The 15,465-nt window shown below is 63.8% G+C and carries 14 protein-coding genes; 8 read left to right on the top strand and 6 right to left on the bottom strand.

Annotated elements, in window-relative coordinates; genetic code table 11:
- Window positions 1-61: 61 nt before the first annotated feature.
- Both groL and groES read right to left on the bottom strand, forming a co-directional pair.
- A complete protein-coding gene (gene groL / locus L0F51_RS12395) occupies window positions 62-1,708 on the bottom strand; it encodes a chaperonin GroEL (protein ID WP_128292325.1) in 1,647 nt (548 codons plus the stop codon).
- A 53-nt stretch (window positions 1,709-1,761) separates the two neighbouring features.
- Entirely contained in the window at window positions 1,762-2,073 is a 312-nt protein-coding gene (gene groES / locus L0F51_RS12390; RefSeq protein WP_092809112.1) for a co-chaperone GroES, read from the bottom strand.
- 307 nt (window positions 2,074-2,380) lie between these two features.
- On the opposite strand from groES, the gene wrbA reads away from it, so the two are divergent.
- Window positions 2,381-2,980, top strand: a complete 600-nt coding sequence (gene wrbA, locus L0F51_RS12385; RefSeq protein ID WP_234629546.1) for an NAD(P)H:quinone oxidoreductase — start codon at window positions 2,381-2,383, stop codon at window positions 2,978-2,980.
- Between the two features lie 164 nt (window positions 2,981-3,144).
- Entirely contained in the window at window positions 3,145-3,543 is a 399-nt protein-coding gene (locus L0F51_RS12380; RefSeq protein ID WP_234629545.1) for a DUF427 domain-containing protein, read from the top strand.
- Here the strand turns inward: L0F51_RS12380 and L0F51_RS12375 are convergent.
- The 4 genes from L0F51_RS12375 to L0F51_RS12360 all read right to left on the bottom strand — a co-directional run bounded on the left by L0F51_RS12375 (window position 3,517) and on the right by L0F51_RS12360 (window position 7,741).
- Entirely contained in the window at window positions 3,517-4,209 is a 693-nt protein-coding gene (locus L0F51_RS12375; RefSeq protein ID WP_234629544.1) for an SDR family oxidoreductase, read from the bottom strand. The genes L0F51_RS12380 and L0F51_RS12375 overlap by 27 nt on opposite strands.
- Complete coding sequence (locus L0F51_RS12370; RefSeq protein WP_234629543.1) at window positions 4,206-4,826, bottom strand: hypothetical protein; 621 nt, start codon at window positions 4,824-4,826, stop codon at window positions 4,206-4,208. The genes L0F51_RS12375 and L0F51_RS12370 overlap by 4 nt, the downstream gene beginning before the upstream one ends.
- 141 nt (window positions 4,827-4,967) lie before the next feature.
- A complete protein-coding gene (locus tag L0F51_RS12365; RefSeq protein WP_234629542.1) occupies window positions 4,968-6,239 on the bottom strand; it encodes a pitrilysin family protein in 1,272 nt (423 codons plus the stop codon).
- A gap of 41 nt (window positions 6,240-6,280) precedes the next feature.
- On the bottom strand, window positions 6,281-7,741 hold the full coding sequence (locus tag L0F51_RS12360; protein ID WP_234629541.1) for a pitrilysin family protein: 1,461 nt from the start codon (window positions 7,739-7,741) through the stop codon (window positions 6,281-6,283).
- A 249-nt stretch (window positions 7,742-7,990) separates the two neighbouring features.
- On the opposite strand from L0F51_RS12360, the gene L0F51_RS12355 reads away from it, so the two are divergent.
- The 6 genes from L0F51_RS12355 to L0F51_RS12330 all read left to right on the top strand — a co-directional run bounded on the left by L0F51_RS12355 (window position 7,991) and on the right by L0F51_RS12330 (window position 15,390).
- Window positions 7,991-8,881 carry a TIGR01459 family HAD-type hydrolase gene (locus tag L0F51_RS12355; protein WP_234629540.1) on the top strand — a complete coding sequence of 297 codons (891 nt, stop codon included), beginning with the start codon at window positions 7,991-7,993 and terminating at the stop codon, window positions 8,879-8,881.
- A gap of 11 nt (window positions 8,882-8,892) precedes the next feature.
- Window positions 8,893-9,912 (top strand): bifunctional riboflavin kinase/FAD synthetase, encoded by a 1,020-nt coding sequence (locus L0F51_RS12350; RefSeq protein WP_234629539.1) that lies wholly within the window; start codon window positions 8,893-8,895, stop codon window positions 9,910-9,912.
- A gap of 116 nt (window positions 9,913-10,028) precedes the next feature.
- Entirely contained in the window at window positions 10,029-10,889 is an 861-nt protein-coding gene (locus L0F51_RS12345) for a DUF2066 domain-containing protein (RefSeq protein ID WP_234629538.1), read from the top strand.
- Window positions 10,890-11,130: 241 nt separating this feature from the next.
- On the top strand, window positions 11,131-14,049 hold the full coding sequence (ileS, locus tag L0F51_RS12340) for an isoleucine--tRNA ligase (RefSeq protein WP_234629537.1): 2,919 nt from the start codon (window positions 11,131-11,133) through the stop codon (window positions 14,047-14,049).
- Window positions 14,050-14,149: 100 nt separating this feature from the next.
- Window positions 14,150-14,635, top strand: coding sequence for a signal peptidase II (gene lspA, locus L0F51_RS12335; RefSeq protein ID WP_234629536.1), 486 nt, complete (start codon window positions 14,150-14,152; stop codon window positions 14,633-14,635).
- Between the two features lie 101 nt (window positions 14,636-14,736).
- Window positions 14,737-15,390, top strand: a complete 654-nt coding sequence (locus L0F51_RS12330) for a hypothetical protein (protein ID WP_234629535.1) — start codon at window positions 14,737-14,739, stop codon at window positions 15,388-15,390.
- Window positions 15,391-15,465: the final 75 nt, after the last annotated feature.

Genomic DNA, 15,465 nt, shown 5'->3' with positions numbered 1-15,465 from the left:
TGGCAGGCAAAAAGAAAGGGCGGCCGAAGCCGCCCTTTCCGAAAAGCGAGGGTCGTGGACCTTAGAAGTCCATGCCGCCCATACCGCCCATGCCGCCGCCCGGCATGGCCGGAGCAGCGCCTTCCTTCTTCGGAAGCTCGGCGATCATGGCCTCGGTGGTGACCAGAAGGCCGCCGATCGACGCCGCATCCTGAAGAGCGGTGCGAACGACCTTGGTCGGGTCGATGATGCCGGCCTGGACGAGGTTCTTGTACTCTTCCATCTGGGCATCGAAGCCCCAATCGGCCTCACCCTTGTCGAGAATGCGGCCAACGACCACGGAAGCATCGACACCGGCGTTCGAGGCGATCTGGCGGATCGGAGCCTCAAGCGCCTTGAGGATGATCTTGATGCCGGCCTGGACGTCCGGATTGTCGGAGCTGAGGCCGGTGACGGCCTGCTTGGCGTGCAGGAGAGCGACGCCGCCGCCCGGAACGATGCCTTCTTCAACCGCCGCACGGGTGGCGTTGAGGGCGTCGTCGACGCGGTCCTTCTTCTCCTTCACCTCGGTCTCGGTCGCACCGCCGACGCGGATGACCGCAACACCGCCGGCGAGCTTCGCCAGGCGTTCCTGCAGCTTCTCACGGTCGTAATCGGAGGTGGTCTCCTCGACCTGCGCCTTGATCTGGGAAACGCGAGCTTCGATGTCGGCCTTGTCGCCAGCACCGTCGACGATCGTGGTCTCTTCCTTCGTGATCGTCACCTTCTTGGCGGTGCCGAGCTCGTTGAGGGTGATGTTCTCGAGCTTGATGCCGAGATCTTCAGAGATGACCGTGCCGCCCGTGAGCGTCGCGATGTCCTGCAGCATGGCCTTGCGGCGATCGCCGAAGCCAGGCGCCTTGACGGCCGCGACCTTGAGGCCGCCGCGCAGCTTGTTGACGACGAGCGTGGCAAGAGCCTCGCCTTCGACGTCTTCAGCGATGATCAGGAGCGGACGGGAAGACTGAACCACGGCTTCCAGGACCGGCAGCATTGCCTGCAGGTTCGAGAGCTTCTTCTCGTGCAGGAGGATGTACGGATCCTCAAGCTCGGTGACCATCTTCTCGGGGTTGGTGATGAAGTACGGCGAGAGATAGCCGCGGTCGAACTGCATGCCTTCGACGACTTCGAGCTCGGTCTCGAGGCTCTTCGCCTCTTCGACCGTGATGACGCCCTCGTTGCCGACCTTCTGCATCGCCTCGGCGATCATCTGGCCGACTTCCTTGTCGCCATTGGCCGAGATCGTGCCGACCTGAGCGACTTCCGCAGACGTGTCGATCGTCTTGGAGCGGCTCTCGAGATCCTTGATGACCGCGGCGACGGCCATGTCGATGCCGCGCTTCAGGTCCATCGGGTTCATGCCGGCGGCAACCGACTTGGCGCCTTCCTTGACGATGGACTGGGCGAGAACGGTCGCGGTCGTGGTGCCGTCACCGGCGATGTCGTTCGTCTTCGAAGCGACTTCGCGCACCATCTGCGCGCCCATGTTCTCGAACTTGTCATCAAGCTCGATTTCCTTGGCGACGGTGACGCCGTCCTTGGTGATGCGCGGAGCGCCGAACGACTTCTCGATCACCACATTGCGGCCCTTCGGGCCGAGCGTTACGCGCACGGCGTTGGCGAGAATATCGACGCCACGCAGCATTTTCTCACGCGCATCGGCGGAGAATTTCACGTCCTTGGCTGCCATATTGCGAACCTCTGTTTGTTGAATTGCGGGAAATTAGAAAGCGCGATCGGCGATTAGGCCGCCTGCGCCACACTCTCGCTGTCGATGACGCCCATAATGTCGGACTCCTTCATGATGAGGAGATCTTCGCCATCGATTTTGACTTCCGTGCCGGACCACTTACCGAACAGGATCCGGTCGCCGACCTTCACGTCGAGGGCCTGCACCTGGCCGTTATCGTCACGCGCGCCAGGGCCGACGGCGATGACTTCGCCTTCCTGCGGCTTTTCCTTGGCGGTGTCCGGAATGATGATGCCACCCTTGGTCTTTTCTTCAGACTCAAGCCGGCGGACCACAACACGGTCATGCAGAGGGCGGAACTTCATGTTTCTTCCTCGCGTCCTTTATGCGGGCGCGCTGCGCCCAATGAGGGGATTTGCTGGTGTTAGCACTCTCTAGGTGTGAGTGCTAAGCGAGCGGGAGATAGGTGCTGGCCTCGGCCTTGTCAACTGGCGAGAACGCATCGAAGTGCGAAAGCCTTTTGCCTCAAATCCGGCGCACATCCGGTGCGGATGCGAGGCCAGATATCGTTCGACGCAGAGGCGCTATGCGGGCCAGAAATCGTGTCTGGCGAAAGGAGCGTCGCCCCCTAGTTAGGGGCCTACCGTGCAATTGCCAAACGGAGATTGAGATATGGCGAAGATTCTCGTGCTTTATTATTCGAGCTGGGGCCACGTGATGCAGATGGCCGAGGCGGTTGCCGAAGGCGCCACGAGCGCCGGCGCCAACGTGACCGTCAAGCGTGTGCCGGAGCTCGTGCCGCAGGAGATCGCGGAAAAGTCCGGTTATCTTCTGGATCAGCCGTATCCGATCGCCGAACCCGGCGAGCTTGCCGACTACGACGCGGTCATCGTCGGCACGCCGACCCGTTATGGCGTCATGTGCTCGCAGATGAAGAATTTCTGGGATCAGACCGGCGGGCTCTGGGCCTCGGGCGCGCTCGTCGGGAAGGTGGGCGCCGTCTTCACCTCCACGGGCACCCAGCATGGCGGCCAGGAGACGACCATCACCTCCACGCAGGTGATGCTGCTGCATCAGGGCTTCGTCATCGTCGGCCTGCCTTATTCGTTCCAGGGCCTGACGAAGATGGACGAGATCACCGGCGGTTCGCCTTACGGCGCCTCGACCTTGTCCGATGCGGACGGCTCGCGCCAGCCGAGCGCCAACGAGCTGGAAGGCGCCCGCTTTCAGGGCCGTCACGTGGCTGAGATCGCAGCCAAGCTTTTCGCCTGACGCACGGGCCCGCCTGTGCGGGCCGGATCTTCGCGCCCAAGATGTCTGGCAGGCGGTGACGTGTCACCGCCTGCCAAGTTTTTATGCAAGCGCCAAAATTCGCTAAGATTCTACTTGAATTTGCATGGTTGAACGGATTACGAGCCCGGCTCGGGGGAATGCCGATGCCGCACAAAGAGCATCCGATCAGCTTCAGCGTCTATTCTGGCCTCGTGAGGGTTCGCCTCGGTGATCTCCTGCTCGCGCGCTCGTCTCGTGCAGTCGTCGTGTCTGAGAGGGACCGCGCGGACGTCATCTATATTCCGCGCCACAATGTCCGCATGGCGCATATGCAGCGTTCGGACAAACTCACGACTTGTCCGCATAAGGGTGCCGCGAGCTATTATTCGCTCATGACGGACAAAACGTTCGTGTCGGATATCGCCTGGTCTTACGAGAATCCCTATCCCGCCATCTCGCGCATTGCGCATTATCTCGCTTTCGATCCCACGAAAGTCGACATCGAGCTGAGTGAATCCCCGGCGGGAGAGGCGGATTCAGAAGCTCTCAAGCCAGGGCCGTAGCTCCACCTCGAAGCTCCAGGCGGAGCGCTCCTGATCGAGAACGCCGAGATAGGAGCGGGCGATCGCATCCGGATCGAGCAGCGATTGCGGTTTGTCGTCGGCTTCGCTGCGCCCCGGCGTGCGGATGGCGCCGTCGATGATGAAATGCGCCACGTGAATGTTCTGCGGCTGCAATTCGCGGGCGATCGACTGCGCAAGGCCTCGGAGGGCGAATTTGCCCATGGCGAAGGGCGCCGATCGGGCGAAGCCTTTCACGCTCGCCGACGCGCCGGTGAAGAAAATGGCGCCGCCGCCGGCCTCGATCATCCGCTTCGCCGCCTGCTGCGCGACGAGGAAACCGCCGTAGGCCGTGACTTTCAGGGACGTTTCCACGTCGTGAGGTTTGAGTTCGACGAGCGGTCCCTTGCTGCGATAGCTCGGATTGAAGAGCACGAAATCGGGTGCCGCGAGATCCCGCTCCACTGCCTCAAAGAGGTCGGCCACCTGGTCTTCTTCGGCGACGTCGCAGCGATAGGCGCGCCCGCCGAGTTCGCTTGCGAGCGCCTGGTTGGCTTCCATCGTGCGCGAAGCGAGGGCGATCCTGGTGCCGCGTTCGGCAAGACGGCGCGCGACCGCCGCCGACAACCCGGGCCCTGCACCGACGATGAGCGCTGTTTTCGGTGTCATTGCGGGGTCTCCTGGTCGGTTTCGATGATTTCGAGCGGGATCGAGAACCCCGCCGTCTTGGCGTTCTCCGTGTCGTGAAACGTGAACTCGGCCCGATAGTTGCCGGCCTGCAGCGCAGGGACGGGGCAGGACAGAACGACGTTGAAGTCGCGCTTCGGTGCCGTCACGGTGGTCTTGACCGAAAACACCTTCGAGCCTTCGGCGATCACCTGTCCCGTCAGGTTGCTGATCGTGAGGTCGACATCCATCGCCACCCGATACGCGCCGTCCTGCGGCACGTAGCTGAAGGCGACCGGTTCGGCATAGACGCGCATCGTCTCGCCGGGGCGGTAGCGATCGTCAGGACGGGTAACATAATCGCCGAAACCTTTGGCAGAGCTCACCGCAAGCGCCTTGCGGAAGGCGAGCGGGCCCTCGCGCCAGACGATGTCTGACGCCTCTCCGAGCAGATCGAGCGCCGCGATGGTCTCGCCCTTTTCAAGTGCCTCGGCGGCTTTCTCGCCGAGAGCGGTGAGGCGCGGATCCTGCGCCCGCGCCGCATTCTGGGCCGCTCCCACAAAGACGGCTGCGGCCAGCAGCATCAAGCCCGCGCTGTGACGGAGCACTCTCCAAGACATGACGCCCCCCTTTCTCTGCGAGGCTGAAATTCGCAGAGGGGCTCTTGCGGGGCAAGGGAGGGGAGTGGCGCGGGTGAAAGGCGGAGGAGAAGAGGGCCGGGGCGAAGCCAGATCGCCCCGGCGGAGGTCACGAAAGGAGTATCAGCTCGCGGCCGGCCCGACGGTGATCACCGAAGGAGGTTCGCCATAGACCCGCTTGGCTGCCCGCTGCACGTCCACGCGCGTCACGGCATTGATGAGCTCGTTGCGCTTGTCGACGTAATCGATGCCGAGATGGTCGAGCTGGATGGCGAGAAGCTGCTTGGCGATCTTGCCGGAGGAATCAAAGCGCAGGGCGTAATTGCCGGTGAGGTAGGACTTCGCATCGGCGAGCTCCTCGTCCGTCGGCCCGTTCTCCGCCATGTCTTTGACTTCCTTCACCATCAAATCGACGGCCTCCTGGGCGGCATCGGCACGCGTCGCGGCAGCTCCCACCCAGACGCCCGCATGATCGAAGGGCACGAGGCTCGTTCCGACCGAATAGGCCAGTCCGCGTTCCTCGCGGATTTCGCGATAAAACCTGGAGGAGAAAGTCCCGCCGCCGAGGATGTGGTCGGCGATATAGGCCGGGATGAAATCCGGATCGTCGCGCTTGATGCCGGGTCCGCCGAGGCGGATGGAGGTCTGCGGCACGGGAAGATCGACATGCGCCGTCTTGCCTGCGGCCGCGGTGACGTCGGCGATCGGCTTGAGGTCGGCTTTCTCCGGCAGATCGCCGAAGACTTCGTCGAGCCGACCTTTCAGCGTTTCCGCATCGATCGCGCCCACGACGGCGACGACGAGGTTGTCGCGCGCGAGGTTCCGCTCGGCAAAGCCTTTGAGGTCGGCGGCCGTCAGCTCTTCCACGCTTTCCTCCGTCCCCTCGCCGTTGCGCGCATAGGGATGGTCGCCGAACAGGGTCTTGGCCCAGGCGCGACGGGCGAGCTCATTCGGATCGGTCTCGTCGCTTCTGAGTTTCGACAGGATCTGCGCCTTGATGCGGGCGACCGGCTCGTCGTCGAAGCGCGGCTCGGTCAAAGCGAGTTTCGTCAGATTGAAAGCATCGTCGGCATTGGCGGCGAGCGTCTTCAAGGAGCCGTAAAAGGCGTCGCGGCCGGTGTCGAAGGAGAGCTTGATGTTGAGATTGTCGAGGCGCGTCTGGAACGCCTTGGAATCGAGGTCGCCGGCGCCTTCGTCGAGAAGCCCCGAGGCGAGATTGGCGAGACCGGATTTGTTCTCCGGATCCTGCACCGAGCCGCCGCGGAAGGCGAACTGCATGTTCACGATCGGCACCGTGTCGTCTTCGACGAGCCAGGCCGTGATCCCCTTGGGCGAGGTCACTTCCTGGATTTCGATCGCGCGGGCGCGGCCCGGCATGGCAACGGCAAGGCTCATTATGGCTCCGAAGGATAAGGCAAGCGAGAGGGTGCGCAGCATCAGTTCTGCTCCATCGCTGCGGCCGGATCGGCGGTCTCCGGCGCGGGTGAGGCGGCGGGCGTGTTGCCGGGAGCCTCAGACATGTCGGCCTGATGGTCGACCTTGGGCTTGAGATAGCCGGTCGCGGCTTTCTCGGGATTGAGATAGCGCTGCGCCACTTCCTGCACGTCCTTTGCCGTCACTTTCTGGATGCGCGCCGGCCAGGTCTGAACGTCTTCCAGCGTGCGACCGACCGCGAGCGCCGAGCCGATGATGCGGGCGAGCGATTGCTGGCTGTCCTGCGAATAGACGGCATCGGCGACGACGGAGTTCTTGGCCCGTGTCAGCTCCTCATCGCTCACGCCCTCTTCGGCGAGCTTGCGGATGGAGGCTTCCATATCGGCCTGCAGCGTCTCCAGATCGACGCCGTCGCGCGGGATGCCGACGACGATCAGGCGGGAATCGTCGACCGCTGTCGGGCTGTAATAGGCCCCGGCATAGGTCGCGGGTCCGTTGTCGCGCACGAGCTCGTCATAAAAACGGCTCGTCGCGCCGGTGCCGAGAATGTCGGCGAGAACCGAAAGCGCTTCGGCCTCGCCGGGCTTGGCGGTGACGGCCGAAGGAACGGCATAAAACTGCATCAGATTGGGCTCGCGCACCTTCTCGTCGCGCACCGTGATGGTGCGCGCACCGGGCGAGGGCGGCTCGGCCGGCCGCGCGGGCCGCGCGCTGTCGGGCTTCGATTCAATCTGACCGTAGGTTTCCTCGGCGAGCTCCTTCACCTCGTCCGGCGTGACGTCGCCGGCGACGACCAGGATCGCATTCGAGGGCGTGTAGAACTCGTGGTAGAAATCGAGCGCCGTCTTGGCGTTGAGCGCCTTGATCTCGTTCTCCCAGCCGATCGTCGGCCGACCATAGGGATGATTGAGATAGAAGATCCGGTTGAGCGCCTCGTTCATGAGAGAGCCAGGATCGTTGTCGACCCGCATGCGCCGCTCTTCCAGAATGACGTCGCGTTCCGGTGCGACGACCTCGTCGGTGAGGACGAGATTGCTCATCCGGTCCGCCTCGAGCGCCATCACGTCTTTGAGGTGGTCTTTCGAGACGCGCTGGTAATAGGCGGTGTAATCGTTGCTGGTGAAGGCGTTCTCCTCACCGCCGATCTTCGACACATAGGTGGAGAACTCGCCGTCCGGGTGCTTCTTCGTGCCCTTGAACATCAGGTGTTCGAGGAAATGCGCATTGCCCGACTGACCGGGCCGCTCGTCGGCGGAACCGACGCGGTACCAGACCATGTGCGTGACGACGGGGGCGCGCTTGTCGGGAATGACCACCACGTCCATGCCGTTCTTGAGCGTGAAATGTTCGGCATTGGGGGCGATGCGTGCGACTTGTGGGGTGCTCTGCACCTCGTCGGGTGTCGCATCTTCTGCATAAGCAGGCGCCCGATCGAGGGCTGGAGAAAGGATAAGGCTGACCATGAACGCTCCGACTAGGGTCGGCACTTTGAACGGGAAATGCTTCAAGGTGAAGTCTCCGATTTGGAGTCTCTCGCAACCGGCTGCGGTTTAGGTGCTGGACATAGCCGCACATATAGGGCGGCAGAGATGATGCCCAATGAACATCTCTTCATGTTGGCCACATGTTGGCGGACCGGCCAATTGACGTTCTGCGCGCGAGCCTTTACCCGCGGCTCGTGCCGGTTTTCCGGTCCCAGCATAAATGAGCTCATGCAAGCGGAAGAGATATCAGGTCTGGCTGAGATCGCCGCCGATTACGAGGCGATCTTGTGCGACGTCTGGGGCGTCATTCACAACGGTGTCGCCGCGCATCCCGGCGCCGTGGAGGCGCTGTGCCGTTTCCGCGAGAAGGGCGGCCGCGTGGCGCTCATCACCAATGCGCCGCGCCCGAACGGTCCGGTTCGCGAGCAGCTTCTGGCGCTCGGCTGCCCCGATGACGCCTATGATGCGATCGTCACCTCCGGCGACGTGACTCGTCAGGCGATCTCCGGTTATGCCAAGAAGGGCGGCATCTGCCATATCGGTCCCGACCGGGATCTGTCGCTCTATGACGGGCTCGACGTGACCTTGGTGGGTCCCGACGAGGCGGTCGCCATCAGCTGCACGGGCCTGTCGGAAGACGACGTCGAAACGCCCGACGATTACCGCCCGCTCCTGGAAAGACTTGCCGGGCGCGGCATTCCGATGGTCTGCGCCAATCCCGACGTCGTCGTCGAACGCGGCGGTACTCTCGTCTGGTGCGCCGGTGCGCTCGCCGAGCTCTACGAAGAACTCGGCTGCGAGGTGATCCTCGTCGGCAAGCCTTTTGCGCCGATGTACGATGCGGCCTTGGCGACCCTCGGACATCCGTCCCGCGAAAAGGTTCTGGCGATCGGCGACGCCTTCAACACCGATATCCGCGGTGCCAACCAGGCGGGCATCGACTGCCTGATGGTGACGGCCGGCATTCATGCCCATGAATTCGGCCATCCCGAAAAACCGGATCTCGACAGGGTGCGCAGCCGCCTCATCGAGGAAGAGCGCCATGTCGTGGCGTTCCTGCCGCGCCTCGTCTGGTCCGCCGGCGGTGCAGGCGCGACTTCGTCCGATCCTCTCCGCTGATCTCTCGTCCGATGCCGTCTTCGACCGTTTCCATTGCGACCTTCGATTGCCTGCCAGACGAATGGCGAAATGCCGTCGTCGCGATCGGCAATTTCGATGGCATGCATCGCGGTCACCAGGCCGTGCTCGCAGCGGCCCAGGCGGAGGCGGAGCATCTCGGCGCGCCCTGCATCCTTCTCACCTTCGAGCCGCATCCTCGCTCCTTCTTCGCGCCCGACAAGCCGCTCTTCCGCCTGACCGAGCCGGTGATGCGGGCAAGTGTCGCCTCCGCCCTCGGCCTCAACGGCGTCGTCGTCGCGCATTTCGATGCGGCCTTCGCCGAAACCTCGGCGGAAGATTTCGTGCGCCGCTTCCTCATCGAGAAGCTTCAGCTGCGCCATGCCGTCACCGGCTATGATTTCCATTTCGGCCATCGCCGCCAGGGCACGCCGGAATTCCTGCAGCGTCAGGGTGTGCTTTCCTCTTTCGGCGTGACCGTCGTCGACAAGCACGGCGATGAAGAGGGGGCGGTCTCATCGAGCCGGATCCGCGCCGCTCTTGAGGAGGGCCGGGTCGAGGAGGCGCGTCAGCTTCTGGGCTGGACCTGGTCGGTGGCGGCGAAAGTCGTCCACGGCGACCGCCGTGGCCGAGATCTGGGCTTTCCGACCGCCAATATGGTCCTGCCGATCTCCTGCGAACTGCGTCAGGGCATCTATGCGGTCCGCTACACCCGGCCGGACGGCCGGGTGCACGATGGCGTCGCGAGTTTCGGCCGCCGCCCGACCTTCGACGACGGCGCCCCGAAGCTCGAGACGTTCCTGTTCGATTTCGAAGGCGATCTTTATGGCGAGATGGGCCTCGTCTCGCTCGTCGATTGGATCCGCGCCGAGGAGCGCTTCGATTCCATCGAGGCTCTGGTCGAGCAGATGAACGAGGACGCTTCGACCGCGCGCAGGATTTTGGCAAGCCATCCCCTCGCGGACTTCGATCGCCGCATTGCCGCGGACTGGCCGCGCATCGAGGGCGAAGCCGAAGCGCTCGGCCTCGCCTGACCCATATTCCCTGAGCCCGTCTTCCCTCAGCAAATCTTCGACGCGTCATAATCCTCGCAATCGGCTGGGCGGCCCTTATGGTGAACCGCTCAGATGCCTGCCGTTGCGGAGGTTTGATGATGCGTTTCTGGCGTTTTGTCCTCGTGACCGCGTCACTTCTTCTGGCTCCGCTGGCCGCCGGCGCCGGTCCCGCGGACGCCGGCCCCTCGAGCGATCCGGATCTCTATGAGGCGCGAACGATCGTCACCGGCGAGCGCGAGGAGACGCGCCGTCCGGCGTTCGAGGTGTGCCTTCTGAAAGTGCTCGTCAAAGTCTCCGGCGCGCCCATCGCGCGCGGCGATCCCGGCATTCCGAGACTCCTCGCCACAGCGCCCTCCTTCGTCCGTGCTTACCGCTATCACGACCGCATGGAAGGAATCCCGCATCACGACGAGCAGGGCTCGCGCGACCGCCCCTATGATCTCACAGTCAGCTTCGATGCGGCAAAGATCGACGCCGCGCTCGACGGCCTTGGCTATGAAGCGTGGCTCGACCGGCCGACGCTTGCGGTTCTGGTCGCGGTTCTCACCGAAGGCCGCCGGTATCTTTTGACGCGCGACGGCAAGCGAGGCATCGATCAGAAGGACGCGCTGGAGGCTGCGGCCCACCAATACGGGCTTGCGATCCTCCTGCCGGCGCAATCGATCCTGGAGGAGAGGGACGATGTTACCGTGCCTTCGGGGGAGGGCGAGATGGAAGACCTTCGCCCGTTTGCGAGCGCGCTCGAGACGGAGGTCGCCCTTGGCGGGTCGATCGCCTGGGATGCGACGGCGCTCGGGTGGAAGGCGAGATGGCATCTCCAAACTGCCGAGGGCGAGACGGCCGACTGGCAGGTCGCTGGCGTGAGTTTCGACGATGCGTTTCGCAATGCCATGGCGGGAGCCGCCGCGATGCTGTCCGGCCATGCCGCCGCAGCGGCGGGCCTGGAAAGGAAGTGAAATCCCGCTCCGGCGCAAGCGTCTCCGCCTCTCGTTCTTCCGCTGTCGCGCACGGGCGACGTCAGCGGCTTTTCATCGCCGCGGCTCTCGGTTACAAGCCGCCCCATGCGAGCCGAGATCATAGCCCTTCTGCGAATTAGCCGCCCGGCCTCTGTCTGAGAGGTCGGGAAGCGCATTGCCGGGCCGCGATCGCATTCGATCGACGCGCTTTTTCATAGAATTCTGAGCTCAGGATATGACGATGAGCGACCAAAAAGCCGCCGCGAACGAGGCGGAGCGAGACTATTCGAAGACCCTGTTTCTGCCGAAGACCGACTTTCCCATGCGCGCCGGCCTGCCCAAGAAGGAGCCGGAAATCCTCGCGCGCTGGGAGAAGATGGATCTCTATAGGCGCCAGCGCGAGGAGGCTTCGGGGCGGGAGAAATACGTCCTGCATGACGGCCCTCCCTACGCCAACGGCAACATCCATATCGGCACGGGTCTCAACAAGATCCTGAAGGACGTCATCGTGCGCTCGCACCAGATGATGGGCTTCGACGCCAATTACGTGCCGGGCTGGGACTGCCACGGCCTGCCGATCGAATGGAAGGTCGAGGAAAACCTGCGCGCCAAGGGTCAGTCGAAGGATTCCGTCGACAAGGTCGAGTTGCGCCGGATGTGCCGCGACTTCGCCACCCACTGGGTCGGCGTTCAGTCGGAGGAGTTCCAGCGGCTCGGTGTCATCGGCGATTTCAAAGACCCGTATCTGACGATGAGCTTCGACGCCGAGGCGGTGATCGCCGGGGAATTGATGAAGTTCGCCGCCTCCGGTCAGCTTTACCGTGGCTCCAAGCCGGTGATGTGGTCGGTGGTGGAGAAGACGGCGCTCGCCGAGGCCGAGGTCGAGTACCACGATTACGAATCCGACACGATCTGGGTAAAATTCCCGGTGCTTGGGGACGGGCCGCTTGCCGGCGCTTCCGTCGTCATCTGGACGACGACGCCCTGGACGATGCCCGGCAACCGCGCCGTCGCCTATTCGCCGCGCATCTCCTATGGCCTCTATGAGGTGACGCAGGCGCCGGAAGAGAACTGGGCGAAGGTCGGCGACCGCCTGGTGCTCGCCGACGTTCTGGCGGCCGACGTCTTCAAGAATGCGCGCGTCGAGGCCTATGAGCGCCGCGGCGATGTCGACCCGGCGTCGATCGCGCGCTGCGCCCATCCGTTCCGCGATGCCGGCCTCGGCGGCTATCAGTTCGACGTGCCGATGATGGCCGGCGAGCATGTGACGGAGGACACGGGTACGGGCTTCGTCCACACCGCGCCCGGTCACGGCCGCGAAGACTTCGACGTGTGGATGGAGAAGGCGAGTGAGCTCCGCCGCGAGGGCATCGACACGACGATCCCCTATACGGTCGACGAGAACGGCGCCTTCACGCCCGATGCGCCGGGTTTCGAAGGTGTGCGCGTCATCGACGACAAGGGCAAGAAGGGCGACGCCAACAAGCTTGTCATCGAGGCGCTCGTAAAGGCGGGACGGCTTCTCGCCCGCGGCCGGCTGAAGCACCAGTATCCGCATTCCTGGCGCTCCAAGAAGCCGGTCATCTTCCGCAACACGCCGCAATGGTTCGTCTACATGGACGAGCCGATCGAAGGCAGCGACACCCTGCGTGCGCGCGCCCTCGAAGCGATCGAGGCGACGCGCTTCTATCCGGCTGCCGGCAAGAACCGCCTCAAGGGCATGATCGAACATCGCCCTGACTGGGTTCTGTCGCGTCAGCGCGCCTGGGGCGTGCCGATCGCCGTCTTCGTCAACAAGGAGACGGGGGCCCTGTTGCGCAACGACGAGGTCGATGCGCGCATCGTCTCCGTCTTCCGTGAGGAAGGGGCCGACGCCTGGTTCAAGGACGGGGCAAAAGCACGCTTCCTCGACGGCCTGGTGGAGGATGCCGAGGCCTGGGAGAAGGTCGACGACATCCTCGACGTGTGGTTCGATTCCGGCTCCACCCATGCTTTCGTCCTGCGCAAGCGGGCGGATCTCAAATGGCCGGCGGATGTCTATCTCGAAGGCTCCGACCAGCATCGCGGCTGGTTCCATTCCTCGCTCCTGGAGAGCTGCGGCACCAATGGCCGTGCGCCCTACGACGCCGTGGTGACGCATGGCTTCGTCATGGCCGAGGACGGCCGCAAAATGTCGAAGTCTCTCGGCAATCAGGTGACGCCGCAGCAGGTGATCGAGCAATCGGGCGCCGACATTCTGCGCCTGTGGGTCGTCTCCTCGGATTATTCGGAGGATTTGAGGATCGGTCCGGAAATCCTGAAGACGAACGCCGATTCCTACCGCAAGCTGCGCAACACCATCCGCTGGATGCTGGGCTCGCTCGCCCATTTCCGCCCGGAGGAGCGGGTTGAACCCGCCGACATGCCGGAGCTGGAGCGGCTCATCCTGTCGGAACTCGTGCGTCTGGAGAAGACGGTGACGAGCGCCTACGAGGTTTTCGACTTCAAGCGCGCCTTCTTCGCCATCTTCAACTTCATGACCATCGATCTGTCGTCGGAATATTTCGATATCCGCAAGGACGCGCTCTATTGCGATCCGGCGTCGTCGCTGCGCCGCCGTGCGGCGCTGACGGTCATCGACCGGCTCTTCGATGCGCTCGTCAAATGGCTGGCGCCGCTGCTGCCGTTCACAGCGGAGGAGGCCTGGATGGCCCGCTTCGGCGAGGAGGCCTGCGTCCATCTCGAACTCTTCCCGCAGATCCCGGCCCAATGGCGCAACGAGGCACTCGAAGAGCGCTGGGAGCGGATCTGGACGGTGCGTCGCGTCGTCATGGGTGCGCTCGAAGTGGAGCGGCGCGAGAAGCGCATCGGCTCGTCTCTGGAGGCGGCACCGATCGTCCATGTCGCCGACGAGGAGCTGCTTGCGATCTTGAAGGAGATCGATCTCGCCGAGATCGCCATCACCTCGGGAGCCGTCCTGGAACTCGGCGACGGACCGGCGGACGCCTTCCGGCTCGCCGATATTCCGGGTGTCGCCGTCGTCCCGGCGAAGGCGGAAGGGCGCAAATGCGCCCGCTCCTGGAAGATCACGCCGGAGGTCGGTGCCGATCCCGAATATCCCGACATCACGCCGCGCGATGCGGCCGCCATGCGCGAATGGGAAAAGGCACAGGCCGCGTGACGCTGGCACAGCCGATCATTTTGGCGGCGACGGCACTCTGCGTCCCGATCGCCGCCGAAAGCCCGATTGCCGAAGGTCCGGTTGCGGGAAGGAAGGACGCATGACGCCCTTCCGCTTCGGCGTTGCCGTTGCCGTGCTCGCGGCCATTCTCGACCAGGCGCACAAGGCCTACATGCTCGGGCCCTATGCCATTGCCGAGAAGGGGCGTGTCGCATTGACGCCGTTCCTCGACCTCATCCTCGTCTGGAACCGCGGCGTCAGCTACGGCCTCTTCACGCAGGAAAGCGACATCGGACGTTGGCTGCTCGTCGGTGTCGGATTGATCGGGGCGGCGGTGTTTTTCTACTGGCTGACGAAACTCGACCGGTTTCTTTCCGCGATTTCCGTGGGCCTCATCATCGGTGGCGCGATCGGCAACGTCATCGACCGCCTGCGCTTCGGCGCAGTGGCCGATTTCTTCCTGTTCCATATCGGCAGTTTTCAGTGGTACGTCTTCAACCTCGCCGATGTGTGGATCGTCGCGGGGGTGATCGGCATGCTTCTCGCCTGGGCGACCGAGCGCCCTGAAAATGCCAAACAAACGTGAAAGGCGGGCTCCTGTCGACGCATAGGGGGCTTGTGCTATAAGCCGCGTCCATCTTGGCCGGCAAAGATTCCTGTCGAGCGATGGGGCAAGGGGTAGAGTTGATGGCGAATTCAGCGGCGGAAACCGCAAAGCGGCTCGTGCCGGCATCCATCGCCCTGGCAATGGGCGCGATGCTTCTGGGCGGCTGTCCGGGCAGGACCTACGGCACCGGCGAGGCGCCCGAAATGGCGATCTTCTCCGAAGTGGCCGCCGTCGGCGGCGTGGGCGGCAAGGACAAGAAGCCGATCGATTATCGGCCGCGTTCGCCGCTCGTGATGCCGCCGAGCGCCGAGTTGCGGCCACCCGAGCCCGAGGCCGGGGTGCGCACGGCCAATTGGCCGACAGGCCCGCAGCCCAATGCTTCGGCGGTTGCTCTCAACCCGGCCGATCCCGACAACAACATCGCCCGGGACGACATGTCTCCGGAATATGTGTCGAGCCTGAAGCCGCTGAGCGGGATGGCCCGCAAACGTCAGCCGGGTGAGCGCGAAGACGATGCCGAGATCGGCGTCAAATACGATCTCGTTCGCAACCGCCAGGCCGCCAAGGACGTCAAGGAGAAGATGGCCGAGGCCAAAGGCGTCGGCATCACCGAGCGGCGCTATCTGACGGATCCGCCCGAGGCCTATCGCGAGCCCGCCGAGACCGCCCCGGTCGATCCGGAGGCGACGGGCGGAAAGAAGAAGGGCAACTTCTTCACCCGGATGTTCAAGTAGCGCCATTCCGGCCTCATCCGCCTTTTCAAACCGGACGGCCTTCGTCAGACTCGCTTTGGATTCGAAAGCGGAAAC

It is taken from the genome of Afifella sp. H1R (genome assembly GCF_021462425.1).
In the GTDB taxonomy this organism is placed as follows: domain Bacteria; phylum Pseudomonadota; class Alphaproteobacteria; order Rhizobiales; family Afifellaceae; genus Afifella; species Afifella aestuarii.
This window is presented reverse-complemented; position numbering and strand designations above follow the sequence as displayed.

Excerpts from the sequence above, each read along its gene's own strand:
- groL (WP_128292325.1), bottom strand. The coding sequence starts at position 1,708 with ATGGCAGCCAAGGACGTGAAATTCTCCGCCGATGCGCGTGAGAAAATG.
- groES (WP_092809112.1), bottom strand. The coding sequence starts at position 2,073 with ATGAAGTTCCGCCCTCTGCATGACCGTGTTGTGGTCCGCCGGCTTGAG.
- wrbA (WP_234629546.1), top strand. The coding sequence starts at position 2,381 with ATGGCGAAGATTCTCGTGCTTTATTATTCGAGCTGGGGCCACGTGATG.
- L0F51_RS12380 (WP_234629545.1), top strand. The coding sequence starts at position 3,145 with ATGCCGCACAAAGAGCATCCGATCAGCTTCAGCGTCTATTCTGGCCTC.
- L0F51_RS12375 (WP_234629544.1), bottom strand. The coding sequence starts at position 4,209 with ATGACACCGAAAACAGCGCTCATCGTCGGTGCAGGGCCCGGGTTGTCG.
- L0F51_RS12370 (WP_234629543.1), bottom strand. The coding sequence starts at position 4,826 with ATGTCTTGGAGAGTGCTCCGTCACAGCGCGGGCTTGATGCTGCTGGCC.
- L0F51_RS12365 (WP_234629542.1), bottom strand. The coding sequence starts at position 6,239 with ATGAGCCTTGCCGTTGCCATGCCGGGCCGCGCCCGCGCGATCGAAATC.
- L0F51_RS12360 (WP_234629541.1), bottom strand. The coding sequence starts at position 7,741 with ATGGTCAGCCTTATCCTTTCTCCAGCCCTCGATCGGGCGCCTGCTTAT.
- L0F51_RS12355 (WP_234629540.1), top strand. The coding sequence starts at position 7,991 with ATGCAAGCGGAAGAGATATCAGGTCTGGCTGAGATCGCCGCCGATTAC.
- L0F51_RS12350 (WP_234629539.1), top strand. The coding sequence starts at position 8,893 with ATGCCGTCTTCGACCGTTTCCATTGCGACCTTCGATTGCCTGCCAGAC.
- L0F51_RS12345 (WP_234629538.1), top strand. The coding sequence starts at position 10,029 with ATGATGCGTTTCTGGCGTTTTGTCCTCGTGACCGCGTCACTTCTTCTG.
- ileS (WP_234629537.1), top strand. The coding sequence starts at position 11,131 with ATGAGCGACCAAAAAGCCGCCGCGAACGAGGCGGAGCGAGACTATTCG.
- lspA (WP_234629536.1), top strand. The coding sequence starts at position 14,150 with ATGACGCCCTTCCGCTTCGGCGTTGCCGTTGCCGTGCTCGCGGCCATT.
- L0F51_RS12330 (WP_234629535.1), top strand. The coding sequence starts at position 14,737 with ATGGCGAATTCAGCGGCGGAAACCGCAAAGCGGCTCGTGCCGGCATCC.